Here is a 19,225-nt window from a genome sequence, read left to right on the forward strand (position 1 = left end):
GGCGGTTCACTCCTCCTCGTCGTCGCGGACGTCGAGCAACTCGGCGAGCTGGCGGACCGTCGGGCACTCCAGCAGGCCGGTCACCGGCACCGACGCGTCCAGCGCCTTGCGGATCCGGGTGGTGAGCTCGATCGCGAGCAGCGAGTGGCCGCCGAGCTCGAAGAAGTTGTCCAGGGCGCCGATCGGATCGATGCCGAGCACCCGGGACCAGATCGCGGCCAGCGTCGCCTCGGTGCCCTCGCGCGGCTCCACGTAGGCGTTGTTCAGCTCGGGACGAGGGTGCCGCTCCCGGTCGTCATCGTCGTCGCCGGCCTCGTGGATGTCGCCGGTGACCCACTGCGCGATCCGGGCGTCGAGCGAGCCCGTCGAGATGACGAGGTGGCCGGCGCGGTCGGCGGCCGACAGCGCCCGCTCGAACACGTCCACGCCCTCGGCCGGGGTCATCGCGAAGTCGACGACGGCGCCGCTGTGGCCGGCGACCCGGTCAGGGTCGATGTTCCAGGTGTCCCAGTCCACCGTGACCCACCGCCCGGCGCCGCGTGTGCGGGCGACGCGGACGTAGGCGTCAAGGGCGGCGTTGGCGGCCGCGTACGGCCCCAGCGTCATGCCGCCGAGCACGGCCGCGATGGACGACAGCGTGATGCGGCGGTCCTGGCAGCGGTCGCCGAGCACCTTCTGCAGGACGTGGAAGCCGGTCACCTTGGCGGCCAGGTGGGCGTCGCACTGGGGCCGGTCCATCAGGTGGGCGAAGTTGAAGTAGGCGCCGTCCTGCACGCCCGCTCCGTGCACCACCACGTCGATGTCGCCGAAGCGGGCCACCGCCTCCGACACGACGGCGCGCATCCGCTCCTCGTCGGCCACGTCGGCCGACAGCGCGAGCACGGTGGCGCCCCGGCTCTCCAGGTCGAGGATGTTGCGGATGTGCCGGGCGGTCCGCTCGCCGCCGGGCGGCACGTCGGCCAGGTAGGCCTCCCATCCCTCCCTGGGCGGCAGGGGGGAGCGGCCGGTCAGCACCAGGCGGCAGCCGTACGCGTCGGCCAGGTGGCGTGCCAGCACCAGCCCGACGTCGCCGAGCCCGCCGGTGATGAGGACCGTGTCGCCGTCGCGGAACGGCCGCCGCTCGGGGTCGGGCTCGGCCACGGGGTACGGCTCGTAGCGGCGCAGCCACGTCTCACCCGCGCGGACGGCCATCGGGCCCTCGTGCGCGCAGACCGACGCGGCCAGCACCGCCTCCGCCAGCGCCGCCAGGCCGGGGCCTGTGGCCTCCGTGGCGTCGAGGTCGACGTGGCGGCAGCGCAGCCGCGGGTTCTCCTGCTGGAGGCTGGGCGCGAGCGCCGCCAGCGTGGCGTGCTCGGGGTGGCGCAGCTCGGCCCCCGCGACGTTCACCGCGAGGGAGGTGAGCAGGACCAGCTCGACCCTGGGCGCCGAGCCGGTGTTGTCGACCAGCTCGCGGGCCAGCTCGAGCGCCGAGTAGAAGCCGCGGTTCTGTTCCGCGGCGAAGTGCGCCACCGGGTCGGCGCCGGGCGCCGGCTCGGCGGATGCGAGGCTGAAGCCGTGCACGATCGCGCGGGGGCTGACCACCAGCGAGTAGAGCAGCTCGGCCATGTCGCCCGGCTTGCCCGAGCGGATCGTGAAGTCGCCGTCGTCGTGCTGCTCGAACCGGTCACCGTCCCGTACCGCTGTCACCTCGGCGCCGGCCAGGTTCAGCCGCTCGACCAGCGCCTCGCCGCGTTCGTCGGCGGTGAACACCAGCCAGGGACCGGCCTCTCGCAGCCGCTCGTCCAGGTCGGCGACGGGCAGCGGGCGCTGCCTCCAGGACGGCAGGTGGGTCCACTGCGACCGGTCGAAGTTCTTGCCCTCGCCGGCCGGCGGGCGCGCCTGGCCGGCGGTGGCCTTGACCCAGAACCTGCGCCGCTGGAACGGGTAGGTCGGCAGCTCGACGCGGAGTCCCGCGCCGCCGTGCAGCTTCGCCCAGTCCAGGACGCTGCCCGCCAGCCAGAGCCTGGCCAGGGTGGACAGCAGCCACGTGGCGGCGTCGGCGCCCTCCTCGGGCGTGATCGGCACCTCCTCGGCCTGCGCGGCGTCACCCTCGCCCACCAGGTGGACGCCCAGCCCGGCCAGGCCCTCGGCCAGCGCGCTCAGCGCCTGCTCCCTGCCCGCACCCCCAGCCGTCGCCGTCGCCGTGCCGGGACGCAGCACCGCCTCGACCGCCGCGTGCAGCTCCGCCCACCAGGAGTCCGGCGGACCTGCGGGGGCCGCTCCGTCAGCGCGGGTCTCGCCGGCGGGCGGGAGGCTCGCCGGCACGGCCAGCCGTACCTTGGGGTTGCGGCGCTGGGTCTTGCCGTCGATCCAGCGCGACGGGTCGGCCAGCGCGGCCACCGCGTCGTCGCGGTCCCCGCAGACGACCGCGCGGCGCAGCGCGAAGGCGCCCCGCGACATCTGCAGGGTGAACGCCACGTCAGCGAGATCGGCGCCTCGCTCCTCGTCCAGGTGCCGGCGGAGCCGCTCGGTGAGGTCGGACAGGGCCTGCTCGTCGGCTGCCGAGAACACCAGCAGGTGCGGGCCGGGCCTGGCGGGCCGCGCCGGCCGGGGCGGCGCCTGCTCCATCACCACGTGCGCGTTGGTGCCGCCGAGCCCGAAGGAGCTCACCCCGGCCCGCCGCGGGTGCGGGCCCGCAGGCCACGGCCGGTCCTCGCTCAGCACGGTGAACCGGTCACGCGCCGTCGCCAGCGCCGGGTTGGGTGTCGCGTAGCCGGGCGTGCCCGGTAGCAGCTCGTGCTTGAGGACGAGCGCGGCGCGCATCAGCCCCGTGACGCCGGAGGCGCGGTCGAGGTGCCCGAGGCTCGGCTTGACCGATCCCAGCACGCACGGCGTCTCCGTGGCCTGGGTGAACACCCGGCTCATCGCCGCCAGCTCGATCGAGTCGCCCAGCATGGTGCCGGTCGCGTGGCATTCGACGTAGCCGACGGTCTCGGGCTTGACCCCGGCCACGCCCAGCGCCGACTCGATCACCTCGGCCTGACCGTCGACACCGGGCGCGGTGTAGCCGGCGCGCAGGCGGCCGTCGTTGTTGGCCGCCGATCCCAGGATGACCGCGTGGATGACGTCCCCGTCGGCGATCGCGTCGGACATGCGCTTGAGCGCCACCGCGCCGGCCCCGCTGCCCATCACCGTGCCGCCCGCCTCGGCGTCGAAGCTGCGCACCCGTCCGTCCGGCGACATGATGCCGCCCTGCTCGTACAGGTAGCCGGACGGCTGGGGGAGCGGGGTGAAGGCGCCGCCGGCCACGGCCAGGTCGCACTCGTAGGTGAGCAGACTCTGGCAGGCCAGGTGGACGGCGACCAGCGAGGTCGAGCAGAAGGTCTGCACCGACACGGCGGGACCGCGCAGCCCGAGCTTGTAGGAGACCAGGGAGGCCAGGGAGTCGCGCTCGTTGCCGATGGCCATCAGCATGGCGCCGCCCGGCTGGGAGGTGAGGTGCTGGATGTTCTGCACGACGTAGTCGGGGAAGCCGCAGCCGCCGTACACGGCGACCTGGCCTGGCACGTCCGTCGGGCAGTAGCCGGCGCCCTCCAGCGCCTCCCACGAGCACTCCAGGAACAGCCGGTGCTGCGGGTCCATCGTCTCGGCCTCGCGCGGATTGATGCCGAACACGCCGGCGTCGAACCGGTCGAGACCGTCCAGCGGGCCGCCGACGCGGACGTAGCGCGGGTCGGCCAGCTCGCCGGGGTTCACCCCGGCCTCGCGCAGCTCCTCCTCGGTGATCGTACGCAGGCCCTTGACACCCGCCAGCAGGTTGTCCCACAGCTCAGCGACGCCGGCGGCGCCCGGGAATCGCCCGGACATGCCGATCAGCGCGACCGCGGACTCGTAGTCGGTTCCGGTCATGATGTCCTTCCGCTCCTGAGCATGTTGCGCCGCTGCGCGATCCTGGACCGCTGCTGCTCGCGGGCCTCGGCAGGCTGTTCGCCCGCCTCCTGGCCCGCCTTGGCCGCCTCGGCCAGCGAGGCGATGGTCGGGGCCTGGTAGAGGATGTGCGGCGGCAGGTAGGACAGCTCCAGCGCCTTCCTGACCTCGGCGATGATCTCCATGCCGAGCAGCGAGTTGCCGCCGAGTTCGAAGAAGTTGTCGTGCACGCCGACCTGCTCCATGCCGAGCGCCTCGGTCCACACCCCGGCGATGGCCTCCTCGGCGGGCGACTGCGGCTCGACGTAGGCGGTCGACAGCTCAGGTCTCGGGTGCCTGCCGAAGGCGTCGCGGATCTTCTTCACCGTCGCCTGGTGGCTCTCGATGGACGACCGGCGGCTCATCGCGACCATCGGCGCGAAGTCCTGAGTGGAGGCCACCACGTGCGGCTCGCCGCTGGCCAGCACCCGCAGCAGCGTCTGCCAGCCCTGGTCGAAGGTGAGGCCGAAGTTCTCCCTGTACCACTCGAAGTACTGCCGGGAGCCCTCGTCGTAGTTGTCGAGCCCGTCGGTCCAGCCGTTCCACGTCCACTCGCACCAGTCGATCGAGGTGACGGTCACGCCGGGCAGCGGGTCGCTGAGCGCGAAGGAGTCCAGGAAGGCGTTGGCCGCGCAGTAGTCCACCTGGCCCGCGCCGCCGCCCGTCGCCGACGTCGTGGAGGAGAACAGGGCGAGGAAGTCGACCGGCACCTCACGCAGCACCTCGGCCAGCGCCAGCGTGCCGGCCACCTTCGGCGCCAGCACGCGCTCCATGTCGGCGACGGTCTTGAACTGCATGAGGCCCACCGCCGGCACACCGGCGCAGTGGAGGACGCCGTCGAGCTCGCCGAAGTGCTCGAGCGCGGCGTCCACGGCTCGCCGTACGTCCTCGGCGCGGGAGACGTCCCCCGCGACGGTGACCACGCCCGAACCGGCCGCCTCCAGGCGGCGCAGCCCTTCCAGCCGCCTGCGGACCTCGCCCGCGGCGTTCCCGCCGGCCAGGATCGACGCCCACTCCTCGCGCGCGGGCACCGGCGTGCGGCCGAGCAGCACCAGCCGCGCCCGGTACTGCTCGGCCAGCCTCTCGGCCATCGCGAGCCCGATGCCGCCGAGCCCGCCGGTCACCAGGTAGACGCCGCCCTGGCGGACCCGGGCCGCCGGCGGGGCCTGCTCGATGACGGCGGCGTCGAGCGTCTCGTAGTCGGGGATCCAGCGCCGACCGGCGCGCAGGGCGACGACCTGGTCGGCGGGCTCCGCGCGCAGCTCGGCGAGCAGCCCGCGGGTCGCGGAGCCGGGACCGAGGTCGATCAGCCGGGTGCGCGTCCTCGGGTACTCGACGGGGATGAGGCGGGTGGGGCCGAGCAGGGTGCCGCTCGCGGCGTGCACGCGGTCGCCGGGGTGCACGCGGTGGGCGCCGCTGGTGACGATGTCGAGGGTCCAGCCGTGCAACCCCAGGTCGCCGCAGGCGCGGGCGAACGCGACCAGCGTGTGCAGGCCGCGCCGCAGGCACTCCTCGACGGGCCGGTCGCCGTCGGCGTTCCACAGGTGCACGATCCGCTCGGGGGCCCAGTCGCGGCCGGTCAGCTCGCGTAGCGCCGCGACGGCGTCCTCCGGCGAACCTGGCCGCACCTGGATGCCGTCGGGGCCGCTGGCGAACGCCTCGCCTGGCCGTATCAGCACCGCCTCCCCGCCGGTGGCCGCCAGGTGCGCCAGCAGCGGCGCGGCCAGCTCGTCGGCGAGCCCGGCGTCGGTGTAGACCAGCCAGCGGGCCGCCTCCTGCGGCATCGGCGCTCGCGGGGTGGTCTCGCGCCAGAGCGGCGCGTGGATCCAGCGGGTGTCGGGCAGCCGGGGGTAGGCCTTGGCGATGCTCTTGGGATCGCTCTCGTCGAAGGCGGGCGTGCCGCCGCCCAGCGCGGACTCGTCGATCTCCAGCCAGTACTCCTGGTGCTCGAACGGGTAGGAGGGCAGCGGCACGCGGCCGGGCGCCCAGCCGGCGCCGTCGTCGTGCAGCGCCGTCCAGTCCACCGGCACGCCGGTCAGCCAGAGCTTGGCCACCGCCGTCGCCAGCGCGGCGCCCGCGTCCTGAGGGTCGCCTGCGGCGGGCAGCGTGGTCACGATGAGCGGCCACCGGCCGCGCTCACAGGCCGGGTGCCCGCGGGTCAGCGCGCCCAGCGACTGGCCGGGGCCGATCTCGGCGAGGGCCAGCTCGGGGATGCCGAGCACGTGGTCGAGCCCTGCGCCGAACTCGACGGTCTCGCACATGTGCCTGGCCCAGTACCCGGGGTCGGTGACGAGCTCCTCGGTGGCTGGCGCTCCTGTCACGTTGCTCAAGTACGGCATGGACGGCGGGCGCAGGGTGATGTTGTCGGCGATCCACGTGGTCAGCTCGCCGGCGACCGGCGCGAGCATCCGCGAGTGGAAGGCGTGCGTCGTCTCCAGCCGCCGATGGCCGATCTTGGCTTCCAGCAGCCGGGCCGCCGCCGCCTCGACCGCGGCCACCGGTCCCGCGAGCACCACCTGGGAGCCGGTCCTGACGGCCACGTCCAGATCACGGCTGCCCTCCTCTCCCAGCACCGCGGTCAGCCGCCGCTCGTTGGCGGAGACGGCCAGCATCGCGCCCTCGGGCTGGGAGGTGATGAGCTTGGCCCGGTAGGCGACCAGCCGCAGCGCGTCGGGCAGCGACAGCACGCCCGCCAGGCAGGCCGCCACGTACTCGCCCAGGCTGTAACCGATCATGACCTCGGGCCGCAGGCCCCACCGCATGAGCCGGCGCGCCAGCGCGTACTCGGCGACGAAGACGGCGGGCTGCACCAGATGGGCCTCGGTCATGGAACGCGGCGCCTGCCCGCCGACCCGCCCCATCAGCCTGGCCAGGTCGCCCGCCCCGTCGGAGGTCCGCTCGGCGGGGGTGAACACGTCGGACAGCTGCCCCGGCTCGGTGAGACCGAGAACGGCGAGGCACTCGTCGACGTCCGCCCTGAAGCCGGGGTCCTCGGCGTAGAGCCCGGCCACCATGCCCGGATACTGCTCGCCGACCCCGGCGATCAGGAAGCCGACCTGGCGTCCCACGGTGGCGTCCGTACGGCCCAGCGGCCCCGCGGGGTCGGCGAGCAGGGCGGCGGCCCGGCCGGTCGAGTCGGCGACGACGACCTTTCGATGGTTGAACACCTTGCGCCCGGCCTGCAGCGTGTAGGCCACGTCTCCCAGGTCGTCGGCGGAGCTCTCCAGATGCTCGGCCAGCCGGGCGCAGGAGCGCTCGGCGGCCGCCGCCGAGCGCGCCGACACGGGCAGGATCTGCCAGCGGCGCGGGCGGGCCGGGCGCTCGGCGGGCTGCGGGGCCTCGGTGATGATCGCGTGCGCGTTCGTGCCGCCCATGCCGAGGGAGCTGATGCCCGCGATGCGGGGCCGGTCGCCGGTGCGCGGCCACGGCGTCGGCTCGGCGGTGACGCGGAAGGGGCTGGCCTCGAAGTCGATCTCCGGGTTGGGGGAGCGGTAGTGCAGCGTGCCGGGGATCAGCTCATGGCGCAGCGACTGGACCACCTTGATCAGCCCTGTCACGCCGGAGGCCCTGTCGAGGTGGCCGACGTTCGGCTTGATCGAGCCGAGCACGCAGTACTGCCTGCGCTCGGTCGCCCCGAAGGCGCGGGTCAGCGCGGCCACCTCCATCGGGTCGCCGACCTCGGTGGCGGTGCCGTGCGCCTCGACGTAGGAGACGTCGGCCGGATCGACGCCCGCCCTGGCCAGGGCCGCCGACACGCAGCGGCGCTGGCCGTCGATGCTGGGCGCCAGATAGCTGAACTTCATCGCGCCGTCGTTGTTGATCGCCGAGGCGCGGATGACGGCGAGCACGGTGTCCCGGTCCTTGACCGCGTCCGACAGGCGCTTGAGCGTCACCACGGCCGCCCCGTCGCCGAACATGCTGCCCCGGCCCTCGGCGTCGAAGGTGCGCACGTGCCCGTCGGGCGACTCCTGGCCGCCCTCCTCCCACAGATAGCCGATCCGGTCCGGGATGCGCACCGACACACCACCGGCCAGCGCCATGTCGCACTCGCCCCTGCGCAGGCTCTCGCTCGCCAGGTGCACCGCGACCAGCGACGTGGAGCAGAACGTCTGCACCGACACGCTGGGGCCGTTCAGGTCGAGCCTGAAGGAGACGTTCGTGGCCAGCGAGTCCTTGTCGTTGCCGATCATCAGGGCGGAGGTGTCGATGCCCATCTCGAACGCCCTGAGCCGGGTCAGCAGGTAGCCGCTGATGTTCATGCCGGCGAACACGCCGACGCTGCCCCTGCCCTGGGGCGCCGCGTAGCCGGCGGACTCCAGGGCCTCCCACACGCACTCCAGGAAGATGCGCTGCTGCGGGTCGGCGAGAGTGGCCTCGCGCGGGTTGTAGCCGAAGAAGCCGGCGTCGAACCCCCGGATGTCATCGAGGATCGGCCGGGACCTGACGTAGTTCGGCTGCTGGAAGGTGGCCGGGTCGACGCCCGCGCCGGTCAGGTCCTCGTCGGAGAACCGCGTGAACGACTCGACGCCGGTGCTGATGTTGCGCCAGAACGTCCCGATGTCGGTCGCACCGGGGAATCGACCGGCCATGCCGATGATCGCGATGTCGTTGTCGCCCGGTGAATGTCCGTGATCCATCAACATGCCTCTATTCACTGGAGTTGGCTTGCGGTGCTCACCGCAGCGCACACGAAGCGCTCACGACGTTCACATCCGTGCTCACGTCCGTGCTCACGCCAGGTGCCCGCATCAGGTGCTCACATCAGCCCGCCGCGGCCCCAGCCGCGCGCGAGCCTGCGGGCGGCGAACGCGCCGGCCATGACGCCGATCGCCAGCAGGACGGCCGCCGGGCGCAGGGTGCCCGCCACGTCCCCGGCGACCGCGGACTGCATCATGGTCAGGGCCCAGTAACCGGGCGAGGCGGGCGCGGCCACCTGCGCCCATTCGGGCATGAGGCTCAGCGGCACCAGGGCCCCGCCCAGCGAGCTGAGCGTGAGCGCGCCCACGTCGGAGATGACGCTGAGCTCGCCATGGCTGCGCACGATCGTGGCGAGCGCCGCCCCGATCGCCAGCAGGGCGAACGCCCAGATCACGATGGACATGAGCACGATGGCGGGATTGGGCGGAACGGGCAGCCCGATCGCCAGGCAGCCGTACACGAGCAGGATCGACTGCTGGGCGACCATCACCACGAACAACGGCAGGGTCTTGCCGATGAGCAGCTCGGCCGCAGGGGCGCGGCTCACCCGCAGCCGGTCCCAGGTGCGCCAGGTGCGCTCGGACAGGATCGCGTTGCCCGCCAGCGAGATCGCGAAGACGGAGAACATGACCATCAGGCCGGTGGCCACCTGGGTGGCGCCGGCGTCCAGCGCCCTGACGTACAGGGGCCTGAGCACCAGCATGAGCACCATCGGCATGGCCACGTAGCTGATCATCTGCCCGGGGTCGCGCAGCCGGAGGAGCAGGTTGAGCCTGGCCAGGGCGGCGATCCTGTGCACGGAGCCGAGCACGCCGAGGCCGGGCCGTGGGGCGTCAAGGAGCATCGTGGACCGCCAGGGATCGATAGAGGTCGTCCAGGGACGGGTTGCGCACGTCCACCGAGCTGATCGGGCGCTCGGCGTGGTGCAGGAGGTCGATGAGCGTCGCGGCCGGATCCGAGGTGGAGATCCTGAGCTCCTCCTCGCCCTCCAGCGTCACCCGCACCTCGCCCGGCAGATCCTTGGCCAGTTCCTCGTAGCTGCCCCTGGCGATGACCCGGCCGTCGCGCGCCACCGCGATCGTGGCCTGCAGCTCGGTGAGCTCGGGCAGGTAGTGAGTGGTGTAGACGACGGCGGCGCCCTCGCCCGCGCGCTGCTTGACGACGTCGAGCATCGCCTGCCGGGTCTCCAGGTCGGCGCCGGCGGTGGGCTCGTCGAGGAGCAGCAGGCCAGGCCGGTGCACAAGCGCCGTCGCGGCCTGCGCACGGCGCTGCTGGCCGCCCGAGAGCTTGCCGGTCCGCCTGTCCATGAGCTCGGTGAGCCGTAGCACGGCCGCCAGGTCCTCGATCGCCGAACGCAGCGCGGCTCGCCGGAGCCCCGAGAGCCTGCCGTACAGCTCCAGATGCTCCCGGACGGTCGCCGACGGGTACAGGGCGATGTGCTGGGGAGCCACGCCGACCTGGCCGCGTACGGCGGCGGGCGGCTTGCCGTCGATGGTCACCCTGCCGCCGTCCGGGCGGATCAGGTGCGACACGATCTCGACGAAGGTCGTCTTGCCCGCGCCGTTGTGCCCAAGAAGCCCGACGATTTCTCCGGCTGCCACGCTCAGAGTGAATCCGTCGAGCGCCTGGATTTCGCCATAACGTTTGACGAGGTCGGTTGCCACCAGCAACGTGTCACCTCCCCATATTCAATGGAATAAGCAGGTGAATGAGGGTCGAATCCATGGTCGCCTCACGCTAGCGATAAATACCGGCTCGCCCGCTGGCAGGAAGTTGCCGGAAATAACGGTCACCGCGCTGAGGTACTGTTTTTCCGGCTTTACCGCCTAATCTGACAGATATGCAGGTTGGATCGTTGATCGCCGCCGGCTACGACTGCGAGATCTTCGAGGCGGGGCCCGGCCGGGTCGTCCGCCGCTCGCGTGACGGCCGCAGCCTCGAACGCGAGGCCGCGGTGATGCGGCACGCCCGGCGGCACGGATTCCCCGCCCCCGAGGTCTTCGACGCCGACGGGCCCGACATCCTCATGGAGCACGTGGCGGGGCCGAGCCTGCTCGAGGAGACGGCCCGCGCCCCCGCCAGGGCCGCCGAGCACGGCGAGCTCCTGGCCGGCCTGCTGCGGCGGCTGTCCACCGTGCGGTCGCCCGGCTGGCTGCAGGCCGCCGCAGGCCGCCCAGGGAACCGGCTGCTCCACCTGGACCTGCATCCCGGCAACGTGCTGCTCACCGGCGACGGACCCAGGGTCGTCGACTGGGCCAACGCCGCGAGGGGCGCGCCCGGCGCGGACGCCGCGTGCACCTGGCTCATCCTGGCCACCGCCACCGTCACGCAACCGTCCCTGGAGGAGGGACGGGCCGGCCTGCTCGCCGCCTTCCTCGACGGCGTCGACCCGGCGGCGGCCCGCCCCCACCTGAGGGCGGAGGCGCAGCGGCGGCGCGCGGAACGCGATCTCACGGCGGAGGAGCAGGCCGAGATCGACCGCTTCCTGGCCCGCGAGGCCGGCGAAGCGTCCCTGTAGCCCCCACAGGAGGTAGAGATGGCCGAGCACCGCGACGTGCGGGCATCGGACGACGATCGCGAGGCCGCCACCCGGCGGCTGCGGCTGGCCGTCGAGGAGGGCTGCCTCGATCTCCAGGAGTTCGACGACCGGGTGGGCCGGGCGCTGGGCGCCACCACTCGCGGCGAGCTGGCGGGGCTGCTCGCCGACCTGCCCGCCGAACGCCGGCAGAGCCTGCCGCCGGTGCGCCGGGGCGCGCCCCGGTGGCTGAAGACGCTGTGGGCCGTCTGGGGTGCGGTGCTGGCGGTCAACGTCGTGGTGTGGGCCGCGGTCAGCGTGGCGGAGGCGTGCCCGCTGGACTTCTGGCCCAAGGACCTGCTCGCTCCCGCCGTCGTGCTGGCCGTGGTCACCGCGGCGCACGCGGCCCGCAGGCGCGCCTCCCTCCCCTCCGGCGGCTGACCGTGACCTCCTCACAGACCGCGCCCGCGGCCGAGCGGCGGACGGATGTGGACCTGCTGCGCGTCGTGGTGGTGGCAGGGCTGGTGCTCTTCCACTCGGCGCTGGTGTTCGACGCGCGCGACGACTTCTACGTCAAGAACGCCGAGACCACCGGCGTCACCATGGTCGTCACCGTGCTGGGCGTGCTGTGGGCGATGCCGCTGCTCTTCTACGTCGCAGGCCTGGCCGCCCGCCACTCGCTGCGCCGCCGCGGCCCCGCCGGCTACGCCGCGGAGCGCTTACGCAGGATCGCGGTGCCCCTGGTGTTCGCCACGGTGGCCATCGTCCCTGTGCCGCAGTGGCTGCGCTCGCGCGCCGACCCCGCCCACCAGGAGTCGTACCTGGAGTTCCTGCCCCGGTTCTTCCAGGTCGAGCTGGACCTCGCGGAGTTCCCCTTCGTCCTGCAGGGCGAGTACTTCGAGACCGGGCACCTGTGGTTCCTCGTCCTCCTGCTGACCTTCTCACTGCTGCTGGCGCTCGCGGCCCGGTGGCGGACGCCTCCGCGCCTCGGGGAGCGGATGGCCGAGCTCACCCGCAGGCGCGGCGCGGTGCTCCTGCCCGCCCTGCCGCTGGCCCTGATCAGCATGATCCTCGGGCTGGAGGAGGAGTACGCCGGATGGAGCCGGTGGGCGTACCTGATCTTCTTCTGCTACGGCTTCGCGTTCGCCGCCGATGAGCGCTTCCGCCAGGCGGTGCGCCGGGACCTGCGCCTGGTCGCCGCGTGCGGGCTGGCGCTGTTCGCGGCCGGGGTGCCCGTGCTGCTGTCCGCGGGAGACGACGCCTTCACGGCCTCCGCGCCGCTCGCCGTCCTCGGGCGGGCGCTGTACGGCGCGGCGGGATGGTGCTGGCTGCTGGCGATCCTCGGCTTCCTCGACAGGGCACCCGCGCGCCCCGCCGCCGGTCCGGCATCCCGTCCCCCGCGCGGGGGCGCTCTGCGCGGCTATCTGTCCGAGGCCGTGCTGCCCCTGTACGTACTGCACCAGCCCATCGTGGTCGCCGTCGCCTACCAGGTGGTGCGCTGGGAGGCGCCGATCGCGGTCAAGTACGCCGTCATCGCGGCCGGCTCGCTCATCCTGACCGTGCTCGCCTATGACCTGCTGGTGCGGCGGACCAGGCTGACCCGTTTCCTGTTCGGGCTGCGGCCCGCGAAGGCGGATGCGGGGGAGCGGCCGGAGCGCGGGGCGTCGGAGCCCGGATGACGACGACCGTGCCGAGCGCTACCTGCTGCTGAGGCTGGCCACCAGATTGATCGTGGTGGCCAGGATGCCCGTGCCGAACAGATAGGACAGCAGCGCATGGCGCAGGGCGGCACGACGTATCAGCGTGGAGCGAAGCGCGGTGTCGGACACCTGGAAGGTCATGCCGATGGTGAACGCCAGGTAGGCGAAGTCGCTGTAGGAGGGCGGGCCCGATCCGTTGAAGTCGATGCCGCCATCGGGTCCCGCGTAGTACAGATGCGCGTACCGCAGGGTGAACACCGTGTGGACCACCGCCCAGGACAGGACGACCGAGGCCAGGCCCAGCGCGACTCCGACCAGTTCGGCGGCCCCTCGGCTGTGCGTGGCCCGCACGATGACGATGCCGACCGCGACCAGGCTCGCGACGGCCGAGGTCAGCAGCACGATGTCGGTGACGGCGCGGTCGGGATCGGTTGTGGTCGCCCGCCGCGCGGTCTCCGCGGCGTCACGCCGTAGGATCCCGGTCCAGATCCAGGTCAGGTAGACCACGCATGCGGTGTCCCAGCCCACCAGCACGCCCAGCGCCGGAGAGCTGACCCAGACAAGGGGGACAGCGATCGCCATGCCGCACAACGCGGACACCAGCACCTCTACCTGGGCGGACACCCCGCGGCGTGCTCGCGGCTCGCGTGGCTGATCGACACTTCTCGGCATACTCCCATCGTCCCCACTCGGCCCCAGGCAGCGCACGCGGGCCCGGTGAGGTACCCCCGGGCAGGCTCTCGTCGGCAGGCGAGCGATCGGAGTATCTTCACGTCAAGACATGCGTGAGGAGTCGTGGGTGCTGCATCACATCCAGCTGGCCTGTCCGCCCCGCAGCGAGCCCGTCCTGCGGGAGTTCTACGCGGGCGTGCTCGGCTTGGCCGAGATTCCCAAGCCTTCCGTCCTCGCCGCCCGTGGCGGCTGCTGGTTCCGTGGCCACGGCATCGAGCTGCACCTCGGTGTCGAGACCGACTTCCGTCCCGCGCGGAAGGCGCACCCTGGCATCCTGGTCCGTGACCTCGACGACTGGGCCCGGCGGCTGGGCGAAGCCGGTTACCCCGTCGCCTTCGACGACGACTTCCCCGGGATGCGCCGCTTCTACAGCGAAGACCCGCACGGAAACCGTCTGGAGTTCCTCGAACCGCTTCCCTGAGAACGGACAACGAGAACGGAAAACCGCCGGCCTCGGAGGTTCGCCCACCCTCCGAACGCTACTGCGCCTGGACCACCGGCGGACCCTCGCTCGCCTGGACCAGAACGAAGCCCTGCCCCTGGAACGCGAGCTGCATGGCCTCACCGCTGCCACGGCCGATCAGCGCCCCGGCCTTCATCGTGCGGTTGACACCCACGTGCAGGTCGGCGCTCCAGCACACGGCGGACTGTCCGTCGGCGAAGGTGGGCATCTGCGAGGTGTCGAGGAGCACGGGGGTGCCGTGGGTGGTGACCGCGACCCAGCCGGTGCCGCTGATCGTCATGTTGAACAGTCCGCCCGCGGCGACGCCCGCGCCCTGCACGCGTTTGATCTCCCAGGTGAGCGGGGCGTCGAAGGCGAGCAGGTTGCGGCCGTTGACGGTCAGGGCCTCGTCCTCGAGGTAGAACAGATGGATGTCGTCGGCGTTGTCGGCCAGGAACAGCAGACCCTGCCCTCTGACCCGCATGAGCGGCGCGCCCTCGCCGGTCATCACCTTCTTGAACAGCTTGCCGACCCCGCCCGCCCCCTCGTAGTCGAAGTCCATCTGCCCCTGGAAGGCGACCATCGAGCCCTGCCTGGCGAGCACCTCGTGGGGCAGCTGGACGCGGAGCATCTTGGGGTTCTGCAGGGCGAAGTTGGCGGGAACCTGTTGGGTGTCCAGGTTGCTGAAGAGCGCGCTGCGCATGAGGGCCCCTTTCGGCGGGCGTCGTCGACATGGGTGACGACGAACGGGCCAGTGCTCCGGTTCCTTCGCCCCCGCCGCCGTGGAGGTGGCGCTCGGCGTCGCGCTGCCCGCGGACCTGCGCGCGCTGTACGGCATCGCCGACGGTGACGGCGACATCATCAACCCGCTGTTCGACCGGCACCCGTGGCTCTCCCTCGCCGAGATCTGCGACCAGGATGACGAGTGGCTCGACAGCGCGCGGGAGTGGCACGACGAGCCCTGGCGCCGGCTGGGTGTTCGATGCCACGCCACCGAACACCGTCCGGAGGTCGTCGCTGCGTCCGGGCTGGATCCGGTTCGCGGTCGACACCGGCGGCCGCACGAGGGGGCGACTCATCCTCGGTCGGCGATTTCGGCTCCGGTCGCGATCTTCCGTTGTGGTGGTCACGTCCGTTTTGCGTTTGAGCGCGCTCGAAGCCATAGCGTTCCCGGCCATGACGACACAAACCTGGATCATCACCGGCGCGTCCCGCGGCTTCGGGCGCGCACTGGCGGAGTCGGCGCTCGCGGCAGGCCACCACGTGGTGGCGGCGGTGCGCCGGCCCGAGAGTGTGGCCGACCTGGAGTCCGCCCACCAGGACCGCTGCCTGGTCGCGAAGTTCGACGCCCGGGACATCGCCGCGGCCGCGGGCCTCGTGCACGACACCCTCGACCGCTTCGGCCGGCTCGACGTGCTCGTCAACAACGCGGGCCGGGCCGTGGTCGGAGCGGTCGAGGAGGTCAGCGACGCGCAGTTGCGTGAGCTGATGGATCTGCACCTGTTCGGCCCTGCCGCGCTCGTCCGCGCGGCGCTGCCCGCGATGCGCGCGCAAGGCGCCGGGACGATCGTGCAGATGAGCAGCCAGGGCGGGCGGGCGTCGTTCCCCGGCGTGTCGGCGTACTCCGCGTCGAAGTTCGCCCTGGAAGGCTGGTCCGAGGCCCTGGCAGGGGAGGTCGCGCCGTTCGGGATCCGCGTGATGATCGTCGAGCCCAGCCGGTTCCGTACCGGCTTCAACGGGGGCGACGTGCTCGAGTTCGCCGAGCCGTCCGAGACCTACCGTGACCTGCTCGCCGGCGTCCGTGCGGACATGGCAGGGACCGACGGCCGCCAGGAGGGCGACCCGGCGCGAGCGGCCGAGATCATCGTGTCCCTGGCGCACAGTGCCGAGGTGCCGCTGCGGCTGCCGCTCGGACGCGAGGCGGTCGAGCGTATCTCGGGCGCCTACCGGCGCGGCCTGGACGAGGTCGAGCGGTGGGCCGAGACCGCCCGCCGCGCCGACTTCGAGGGCGTCCCCGCCTCGGTCCGGCCCATCTAGGCTCGTGGTCATGGCCACCGACGATCTGATGACCAGGGCGCTCGAAGCGATTGGGGACGACGGTCCGAGTCGGTCGAGGCGATCCACCGCCTCGACGATCTGGCCGACCTGCCCGAGACGATGACGATCGCCGAGGTCGCCGGTCTCCCCGACGTCTCGCCCCACACGCTGCGCTATTACGAGCGGGCCGGGCTGGTCGAGGTGGCCCGCGACGGCAACGGTCATCGCGTCTACGACGCCGAAGCGGTTCGGCGACTGGTGGTCCTTACCCGGATTCGGCTGCCCGGTATGCCGATGCGTGACCTGCAGCACTACATCTCGCTCGTCGACGCCGGAGGGCACAAGGTGCCCGAGCGGCTTGATGTGCTGGTCGAACATCGCGACACCACCCGCCGCCGGATCCCTGAGCTGACCCTTTCCCTCACGGCGGTCGAATACGAGATCGCCACGTACGGGGGCTCGACCGGGCCGGACGTTCAGGCCCTCGACACCACCGGTACCGACCGCACCGCGCTGCCTGACGAGCCGCTGCGACGGGCACTCCCGGCAGAGTGAGGGACGCTGACGCCGACGTTCGCCGGGCTGCTCGTGTCCTTGGTCGGAAATACGTCGACATAAGAGGCGAGAGCGTCGAAGATCTCTTCGGCGGGTTTTGTCCAGACGATGGGCTTGGGTTCCTGTGTCTAGAGGGGATCCAGGTGCGGATGTCCTTTTCTAGCGCGTGTACCGTCTTGTGGACTCCGCGTCGTATCTGCTTGGTCGTCAGCTCGGTGAACCAGCGTTCCACCAGGTTCAGCTGGTCGGGGTGAAGAGAAGGTGGAAACGCGGGTGCGCCAGCGGCCTTTTGTTGATCGCAGCCTGGCTCGAGTGGTGCCCGACAGCGGCGATCAAGGATGTTCGACGAATCAACGGGGGTGGCGGGGTGGACTTCATTACGGAGGTCGTTCGGGCGATCAGCGATTTACCCTTCCCTGTGGTGGGGGCGGTGGCCGGGCTCATGGCGTTCGCCGAGTCCGGCCTCGGCCTTGGGTCGATCTTTCCCGGGGAAACGGGCGTGCTGCTACTCGGAGCCGCCGCCGCCACGCCCGTGCGGTTCGCCGTCATGCTCCTGATCGTCGCCCTGGGCGTCACAGCAGGTGATCACGTCGGCTACCTGCTGGGCCGCCGCTACGGCGAGCGGATGCGCGAGCTGGCGGTGGTGCGGCGGCTCGGCGTGCGGCACTGGGACCGCGCCACAGCGGCACTGCACCGGTACGGCGCGGCGGCCGTGTTCATCACCCGGCTGATCCCCATAGTGCGCACACTCACGCCGGCCGCGGCCGGCGCCGCCCAGGTACGGTACGGGCGCTTCCTGCCCGCCTCGCTGGCGGGATCGCTGCTGTGGTCGGCGTTATACGTGAGCCTGGGCGCGTTCGCGGGTGCCTCCGCCGCCCACCTGGAGCGGCTGCTGGGACGCGCGTCATGGATCCTGCTCGGCGCCCTGGCCGTGCTCGTCGTGGTGGTGAGCCTGATACGGCGCAGGCGCGCGAAAGCGAAGACATCGCCGTAACCAGGGTGACCTCGCGCAGGGTGACCTTGACGAAAGCGGATCTTCCGTGATTCGACTGCGGCGATCTATCCGTGATCGTTCTGGCCCGGCGGGCATCCGGCAGCGGAAAGTGAAGGCCGATACGCTCGCGTCGTGAGTGAACGCGCCCACTTCGGTGTAGGCGGCGCTGCTCGCCGCCATCACGGCGGCCCGGTCGGCGGCGTCGAGCCCTTTGAACTTGCCTCTGATCGTCACTCTGAACACGGTCATTCCTCTCGTACGGCATAGCCCAGGACTCGCTCACCAAGCAGGCTCTCCACGATGTCCAGCAGTTCGAGGACGGCCTCGGCGATCGCGTCGGGACGCTCGCCTGCAGCAGTTCGCCTGCCGATCTCAGTCATGACCAGTGCGTGCAGGCAGCCGATGTGCCAGGCGACCGCGCGCGGCAGCGGATCGTATTTGGGTGCGTCAGTCTCCTCGGCGAGTACAACCGTCAGCGCGTCCGTCATCTGGCGGCCGAGGTCCTCCAGCCGGGCGGACAGCGTGGGCGCGGCTCGCATCATCTCCAGTACGCTTCCGAATCCAGCGCTCAGCCCGACGCGGCGCTCGCGGCCGTGCACCTCCTCCCGAAGGCGCGCCAGCACCGCGCCCGCCGCGGACTCCCCCGGCCGACGCTGCCGCACGATGTCGGCCAGCCGCTGCGGGGAGGCCTCCTCCGGCGGCAGGACAAGATCCTCTTTGGACTCGAAATAGTTGTAGACGGTGTTGACCGACACCTCGGCGGCCGACGCGACCTCGGCGATCGTCACGTTCTCGAAGCCGCGCTCCACGAACAGGCCGATGGCCACTTCGGAGATGCGCTGCCGAGTTCGCCGTTTCTTGCGCTCCCGCAGTCCTTCCTGCATAAGAGGAGTCTACTGCAAAGCTTAAGCCACTGCATATTTGCAATGGACTCTAGTTTCTGTCATGGTCAACCCATGCATGTATCCCGATGCGAGCTGCTGCGCTGGCAGTTCGACTTCACCTGGTCGCTGTTCGATTACCACCTGGAACGACTGCAACCCGCGGACTTTCTTTGGGAACCCGCCACTCTTTGCTGGACTGTGCGCCTTGACGCCAGGGGAACATGGGTGCCCGACTGGACGGAGACCGAGCCCGATCCCGTCCCGGTTCCCACCATCGGCTGGTTGAGCTGGCATATCGGTTGGTGGTGGAGCGTGGCCATCGATCACGCTCAGGGACGCAAGCCTCGGGACAGAACCGAGATCACCTGGCCGGGTGATGGAACGAGCGCCGTCGAGTGGTTGCGTGGCCTCCGCACCACTTGGCTGACCGTGCTGGCTGGCCTCACCGACGCCGACCTGGACGCCCCGGCGGCCCCCTTCCCCTGGCCGCAGGACTCTGAGCACACCGTCGCCCACACGATCGCCTGGGTCAACTCCGAGCTGATGAAGAACGTCAGCGAAATAGGCCAGCTTCGCATGGTGCGAGCTGCGTTCTCGGAGTGAGTTGTTCTCAGCGCAAGATCGAGTCAGCCTGCCGCCGGCTCGGTGAGCCGGGCTTCCAGGTCAGTTGATACACCGGCGCCGATTCGTCGCCCGGTTCCTCGGCAGGCTCCCGGCCGGGCT

Annotated in this window: 16 protein-coding genes; 8 read left to right on the plus strand and 8 right to left on the minus strand. The window is 71.7% G+C overall.

Going from position 1 to position 19,225, the window contains the following annotated elements:
* Positions 1-6: 6 nt before the first annotated feature.
* From ABFX50_RS45000 to ABFX50_RS45015, 4 genes are all read right to left on the minus strand, one after another.
* Positions 7-3,888: an SDR family NAD(P)-dependent oxidoreductase gene (locus ABFX50_RS45000; RefSeq protein ID WP_346155928.1), complete on the minus strand. Its 3,882-nt coding sequence runs from the start codon at positions 3,886-3,888 to the stop codon at positions 7-9.
* Positions 3,885-8,582 (minus strand): type I polyketide synthase, encoded by a 4,698-nt coding sequence (locus ABFX50_RS45005; RefSeq protein ID WP_346155929.1) that lies wholly within the window; start codon positions 8,580-8,582, stop codon positions 3,885-3,887. The genes ABFX50_RS45000 and ABFX50_RS45005 overlap by 4 nt, the downstream gene beginning before the upstream one ends.
* A 119-nt stretch (positions 8,583-8,701) precedes the next feature.
* On the minus strand, positions 8,702-9,487 hold the full coding sequence (locus tag ABFX50_RS45010; protein WP_183644321.1) for an ABC transporter permease: 786 nt from the start codon (positions 9,485-9,487) through the stop codon (positions 8,702-8,704).
* Complete coding sequence (locus ABFX50_RS45015; RefSeq protein WP_346156022.1) at positions 9,477-10,307, minus strand: ABC transporter ATP-binding protein; 831 nt, start codon at positions 10,305-10,307, stop codon at positions 9,477-9,479. The genes ABFX50_RS45010 and ABFX50_RS45015 overlap by 11 nt, the downstream gene beginning before the upstream one ends.
* Positions 10,308-10,483: 176 nt before the next feature.
* Here ABFX50_RS45015 and ABFX50_RS45020 point away from each other — a divergent pair, with 176 nt between their 5' ends.
* From ABFX50_RS45020 to ABFX50_RS45030, 3 genes are read left to right on the plus strand one after another with little or no spacing between them, the layout of a single operon-like run.
* Complete coding sequence (locus tag ABFX50_RS45020; RefSeq protein WP_346155932.1) at positions 10,484-11,161, plus strand: phosphotransferase; 678 nt, start codon at positions 10,484-10,486, stop codon at positions 11,159-11,161.
* 18 nt (positions 11,162-11,179) lie between these two features.
* A complete protein-coding gene (locus ABFX50_RS45025; protein ID WP_346155934.1) occupies positions 11,180-11,599 on the plus strand; it encodes a DUF1707 SHOCT-like domain-containing protein in 420 nt (139 codons plus the stop codon).
* Positions 11,600-11,601: 2 nt separating this feature from the next.
* Positions 11,602-12,837, plus strand: coding sequence for an acyltransferase family protein (locus tag ABFX50_RS45030; protein ID WP_346155936.1), 1,236 nt, complete (start codon positions 11,602-11,604; stop codon positions 12,835-12,837).
* An 18-nt stretch (positions 12,838-12,855) separates the two neighbouring features.
* On the opposite strand, the gene ABFX50_RS45035 is transcribed toward ABFX50_RS45030, so the two are convergent.
* Positions 12,856-13,530 carry a DUF1345 domain-containing protein gene (locus ABFX50_RS45035; protein ID WP_346155939.1) on the minus strand — a complete coding sequence of 225 codons (675 nt, stop codon included), beginning with the start codon at positions 13,528-13,530 and terminating at the stop codon, positions 12,856-12,858.
* A gap of 127 nt (positions 13,531-13,657) precedes the next feature.
* Here ABFX50_RS45035 and ABFX50_RS45040 point away from each other — a divergent pair, with 127 nt between their 5' ends.
* Positions 13,658-14,011 carry a VOC family protein gene (locus ABFX50_RS45040; RefSeq protein WP_346155942.1) on the plus strand — a complete coding sequence of 118 codons (354 nt, stop codon included), beginning with the start codon at positions 13,658-13,660 and terminating at the stop codon, positions 14,009-14,011.
* 58 nt (positions 14,012-14,069) lie between these two features.
* Here the strand turns inward: ABFX50_RS45040 and ABFX50_RS45045 are convergent, their stop codons facing one another.
* Positions 14,070-14,735 carry an AIM24 family protein gene (locus tag ABFX50_RS45045; protein WP_346155944.1) on the minus strand — a complete coding sequence of 222 codons (666 nt, stop codon included), beginning with the start codon at positions 14,733-14,735 and terminating at the stop codon, positions 14,070-14,072.
* A 473-nt stretch (positions 14,736-15,208) separates the two neighbouring features.
* Here ABFX50_RS45045 and ABFX50_RS45050 point away from each other — a divergent pair, with 473 nt between their 5' ends.
* The 3 genes from ABFX50_RS45050 to ABFX50_RS45065 all read left to right on the plus strand — a co-directional run bounded on the left by ABFX50_RS45050 (position 15,209) and on the right by ABFX50_RS45065 (position 17,618).
* On the plus strand, positions 15,209-16,069 hold the full coding sequence (locus ABFX50_RS45050; RefSeq protein WP_346155948.1) for an SDR family NAD(P)-dependent oxidoreductase: 861 nt from the start codon (positions 15,209-15,211) through the stop codon (positions 16,067-16,069).
* Positions 16,070-16,189: 120 nt separating this feature from the next.
* Positions 16,190-16,624 (plus strand): MerR family transcriptional regulator, encoded by a 435-nt coding sequence (locus ABFX50_RS45055; RefSeq protein ID WP_346155951.1) that lies wholly within the window; start codon positions 16,190-16,192, stop codon positions 16,622-16,624.
* A gap of 421 nt (positions 16,625-17,045) precedes the next feature.
* Positions 17,046-17,618: a DedA family protein gene (locus tag ABFX50_RS45065; protein WP_346155954.1), complete on the plus strand. Its 573-nt coding sequence runs from the start codon at positions 17,046-17,048 to the stop codon at positions 17,616-17,618.
* Here the strand turns inward: ABFX50_RS45065 and ABFX50_RS45070 are convergent.
* Together ABFX50_RS45070 and ABFX50_RS45075 are read right to left on the minus strand one after the other, a co-directional pair.
* Positions 17,529-17,867: a DUF6204 family protein gene (locus ABFX50_RS45070; RefSeq protein WP_346155957.1), complete on the minus strand. Its 339-nt coding sequence runs from the start codon at positions 17,865-17,867 to the stop codon at positions 17,529-17,531. The genes ABFX50_RS45065 and ABFX50_RS45070 overlap by 90 nt on opposite strands.
* A complete protein-coding gene (locus tag ABFX50_RS45075; RefSeq protein WP_346155959.1) occupies positions 17,864-18,502 on the minus strand; it encodes a TetR/AcrR family transcriptional regulator in 639 nt (212 codons plus the stop codon). Before ABFX50_RS45075 ends, ABFX50_RS45070 begins: the two co-directional genes overlap by 4 nt.
* Before the next feature lie 72 nt (positions 18,503-18,574).
* Here ABFX50_RS45075 and ABFX50_RS45080 point away from each other — a divergent pair, with 72 nt between their 5' ends.
* The gene (locus ABFX50_RS45080) at positions 18,575-19,105 is read left to right on the plus strand and encodes a DinB family protein (RefSeq protein ID WP_346155961.1); all 531 of its coding nucleotides are present in this window, start codon (positions 18,575-18,577) and stop codon (positions 19,103-19,105) included.
* Positions 19,106-19,225 lie beyond the last annotated feature (120 nt).

It is taken from the genome of Nonomuraea recticatena (assembly GCF_039533245.1).
In the GTDB taxonomy this organism is placed as follows: Bacteria; Actinomycetota; Actinomycetes; order Streptosporangiales; family Streptosporangiaceae; genus Nonomuraea; species Nonomuraea roseola.

Excerpts from the sequence above, each read along its gene's own strand:
- ABFX50_RS45045 (WP_346155944.1), bottom strand. The coding sequence starts at position 14,735 with ATGCGCAGCGCGCTCTTCAGCAACCTGGACACCCAACAGGTTCCCGCC.
- ABFX50_RS45075 (WP_346155959.1), bottom strand. The coding sequence starts at position 18,502 with ATGCAGGAAGGACTGCGGGAGCGCAAGAAACGGCGAACTCGGCAGCGC.
- ABFX50_RS45005 (WP_346155929.1), bottom strand. The coding sequence starts at position 8,582 with ATGGATCACGGACATTCACCGGGCGACAACGACATCGCGATCATCGGC.
- ABFX50_RS45025 (WP_346155934.1), top strand. The coding sequence starts at position 11,180 with ATGGCCGAGCACCGCGACGTGCGGGCATCGGACGACGATCGCGAGGCC.
- ABFX50_RS45080 (WP_346155961.1), top strand. The coding sequence starts at position 18,575 with ATGCATGTATCCCGATGCGAGCTGCTGCGCTGGCAGTTCGACTTCACC.
- ABFX50_RS45010 (WP_183644321.1), bottom strand. The coding sequence starts at position 9,487 with ATGCTCCTTGACGCCCCACGGCCCGGCCTCGGCGTGCTCGGCTCCGTG.
- ABFX50_RS45070 (WP_346155957.1), bottom strand. The coding sequence starts at position 17,867 with ATGACCGTGTTCAGAGTGACGATCAGAGGCAAGTTCAAAGGGCTCGAC.
- ABFX50_RS45000 (WP_346155928.1), bottom strand. The coding sequence starts at position 3,888 with ATGACCGGAACCGACTACGAGTCCGCGGTCGCGCTGATCGGCATGTCC.
- ABFX50_RS45020 (WP_346155932.1), top strand. The coding sequence starts at position 10,484 with ATGCAGGTTGGATCGTTGATCGCCGCCGGCTACGACTGCGAGATCTTC.
- ABFX50_RS45050 (WP_346155948.1), top strand. The coding sequence starts at position 15,209 with ATGACGACACAAACCTGGATCATCACCGGCGCGTCCCGCGGCTTCGGG.
- ABFX50_RS45055 (WP_346155951.1), top strand. The coding sequence starts at position 16,190 with ATGACGATCGCCGAGGTCGCCGGTCTCCCCGACGTCTCGCCCCACACG.
- ABFX50_RS45035 (WP_346155939.1), bottom strand. The coding sequence starts at position 13,530 with ATGCCGAGAAGTGTCGATCAGCCACGCGAGCCGCGAGCACGCCGCGGG.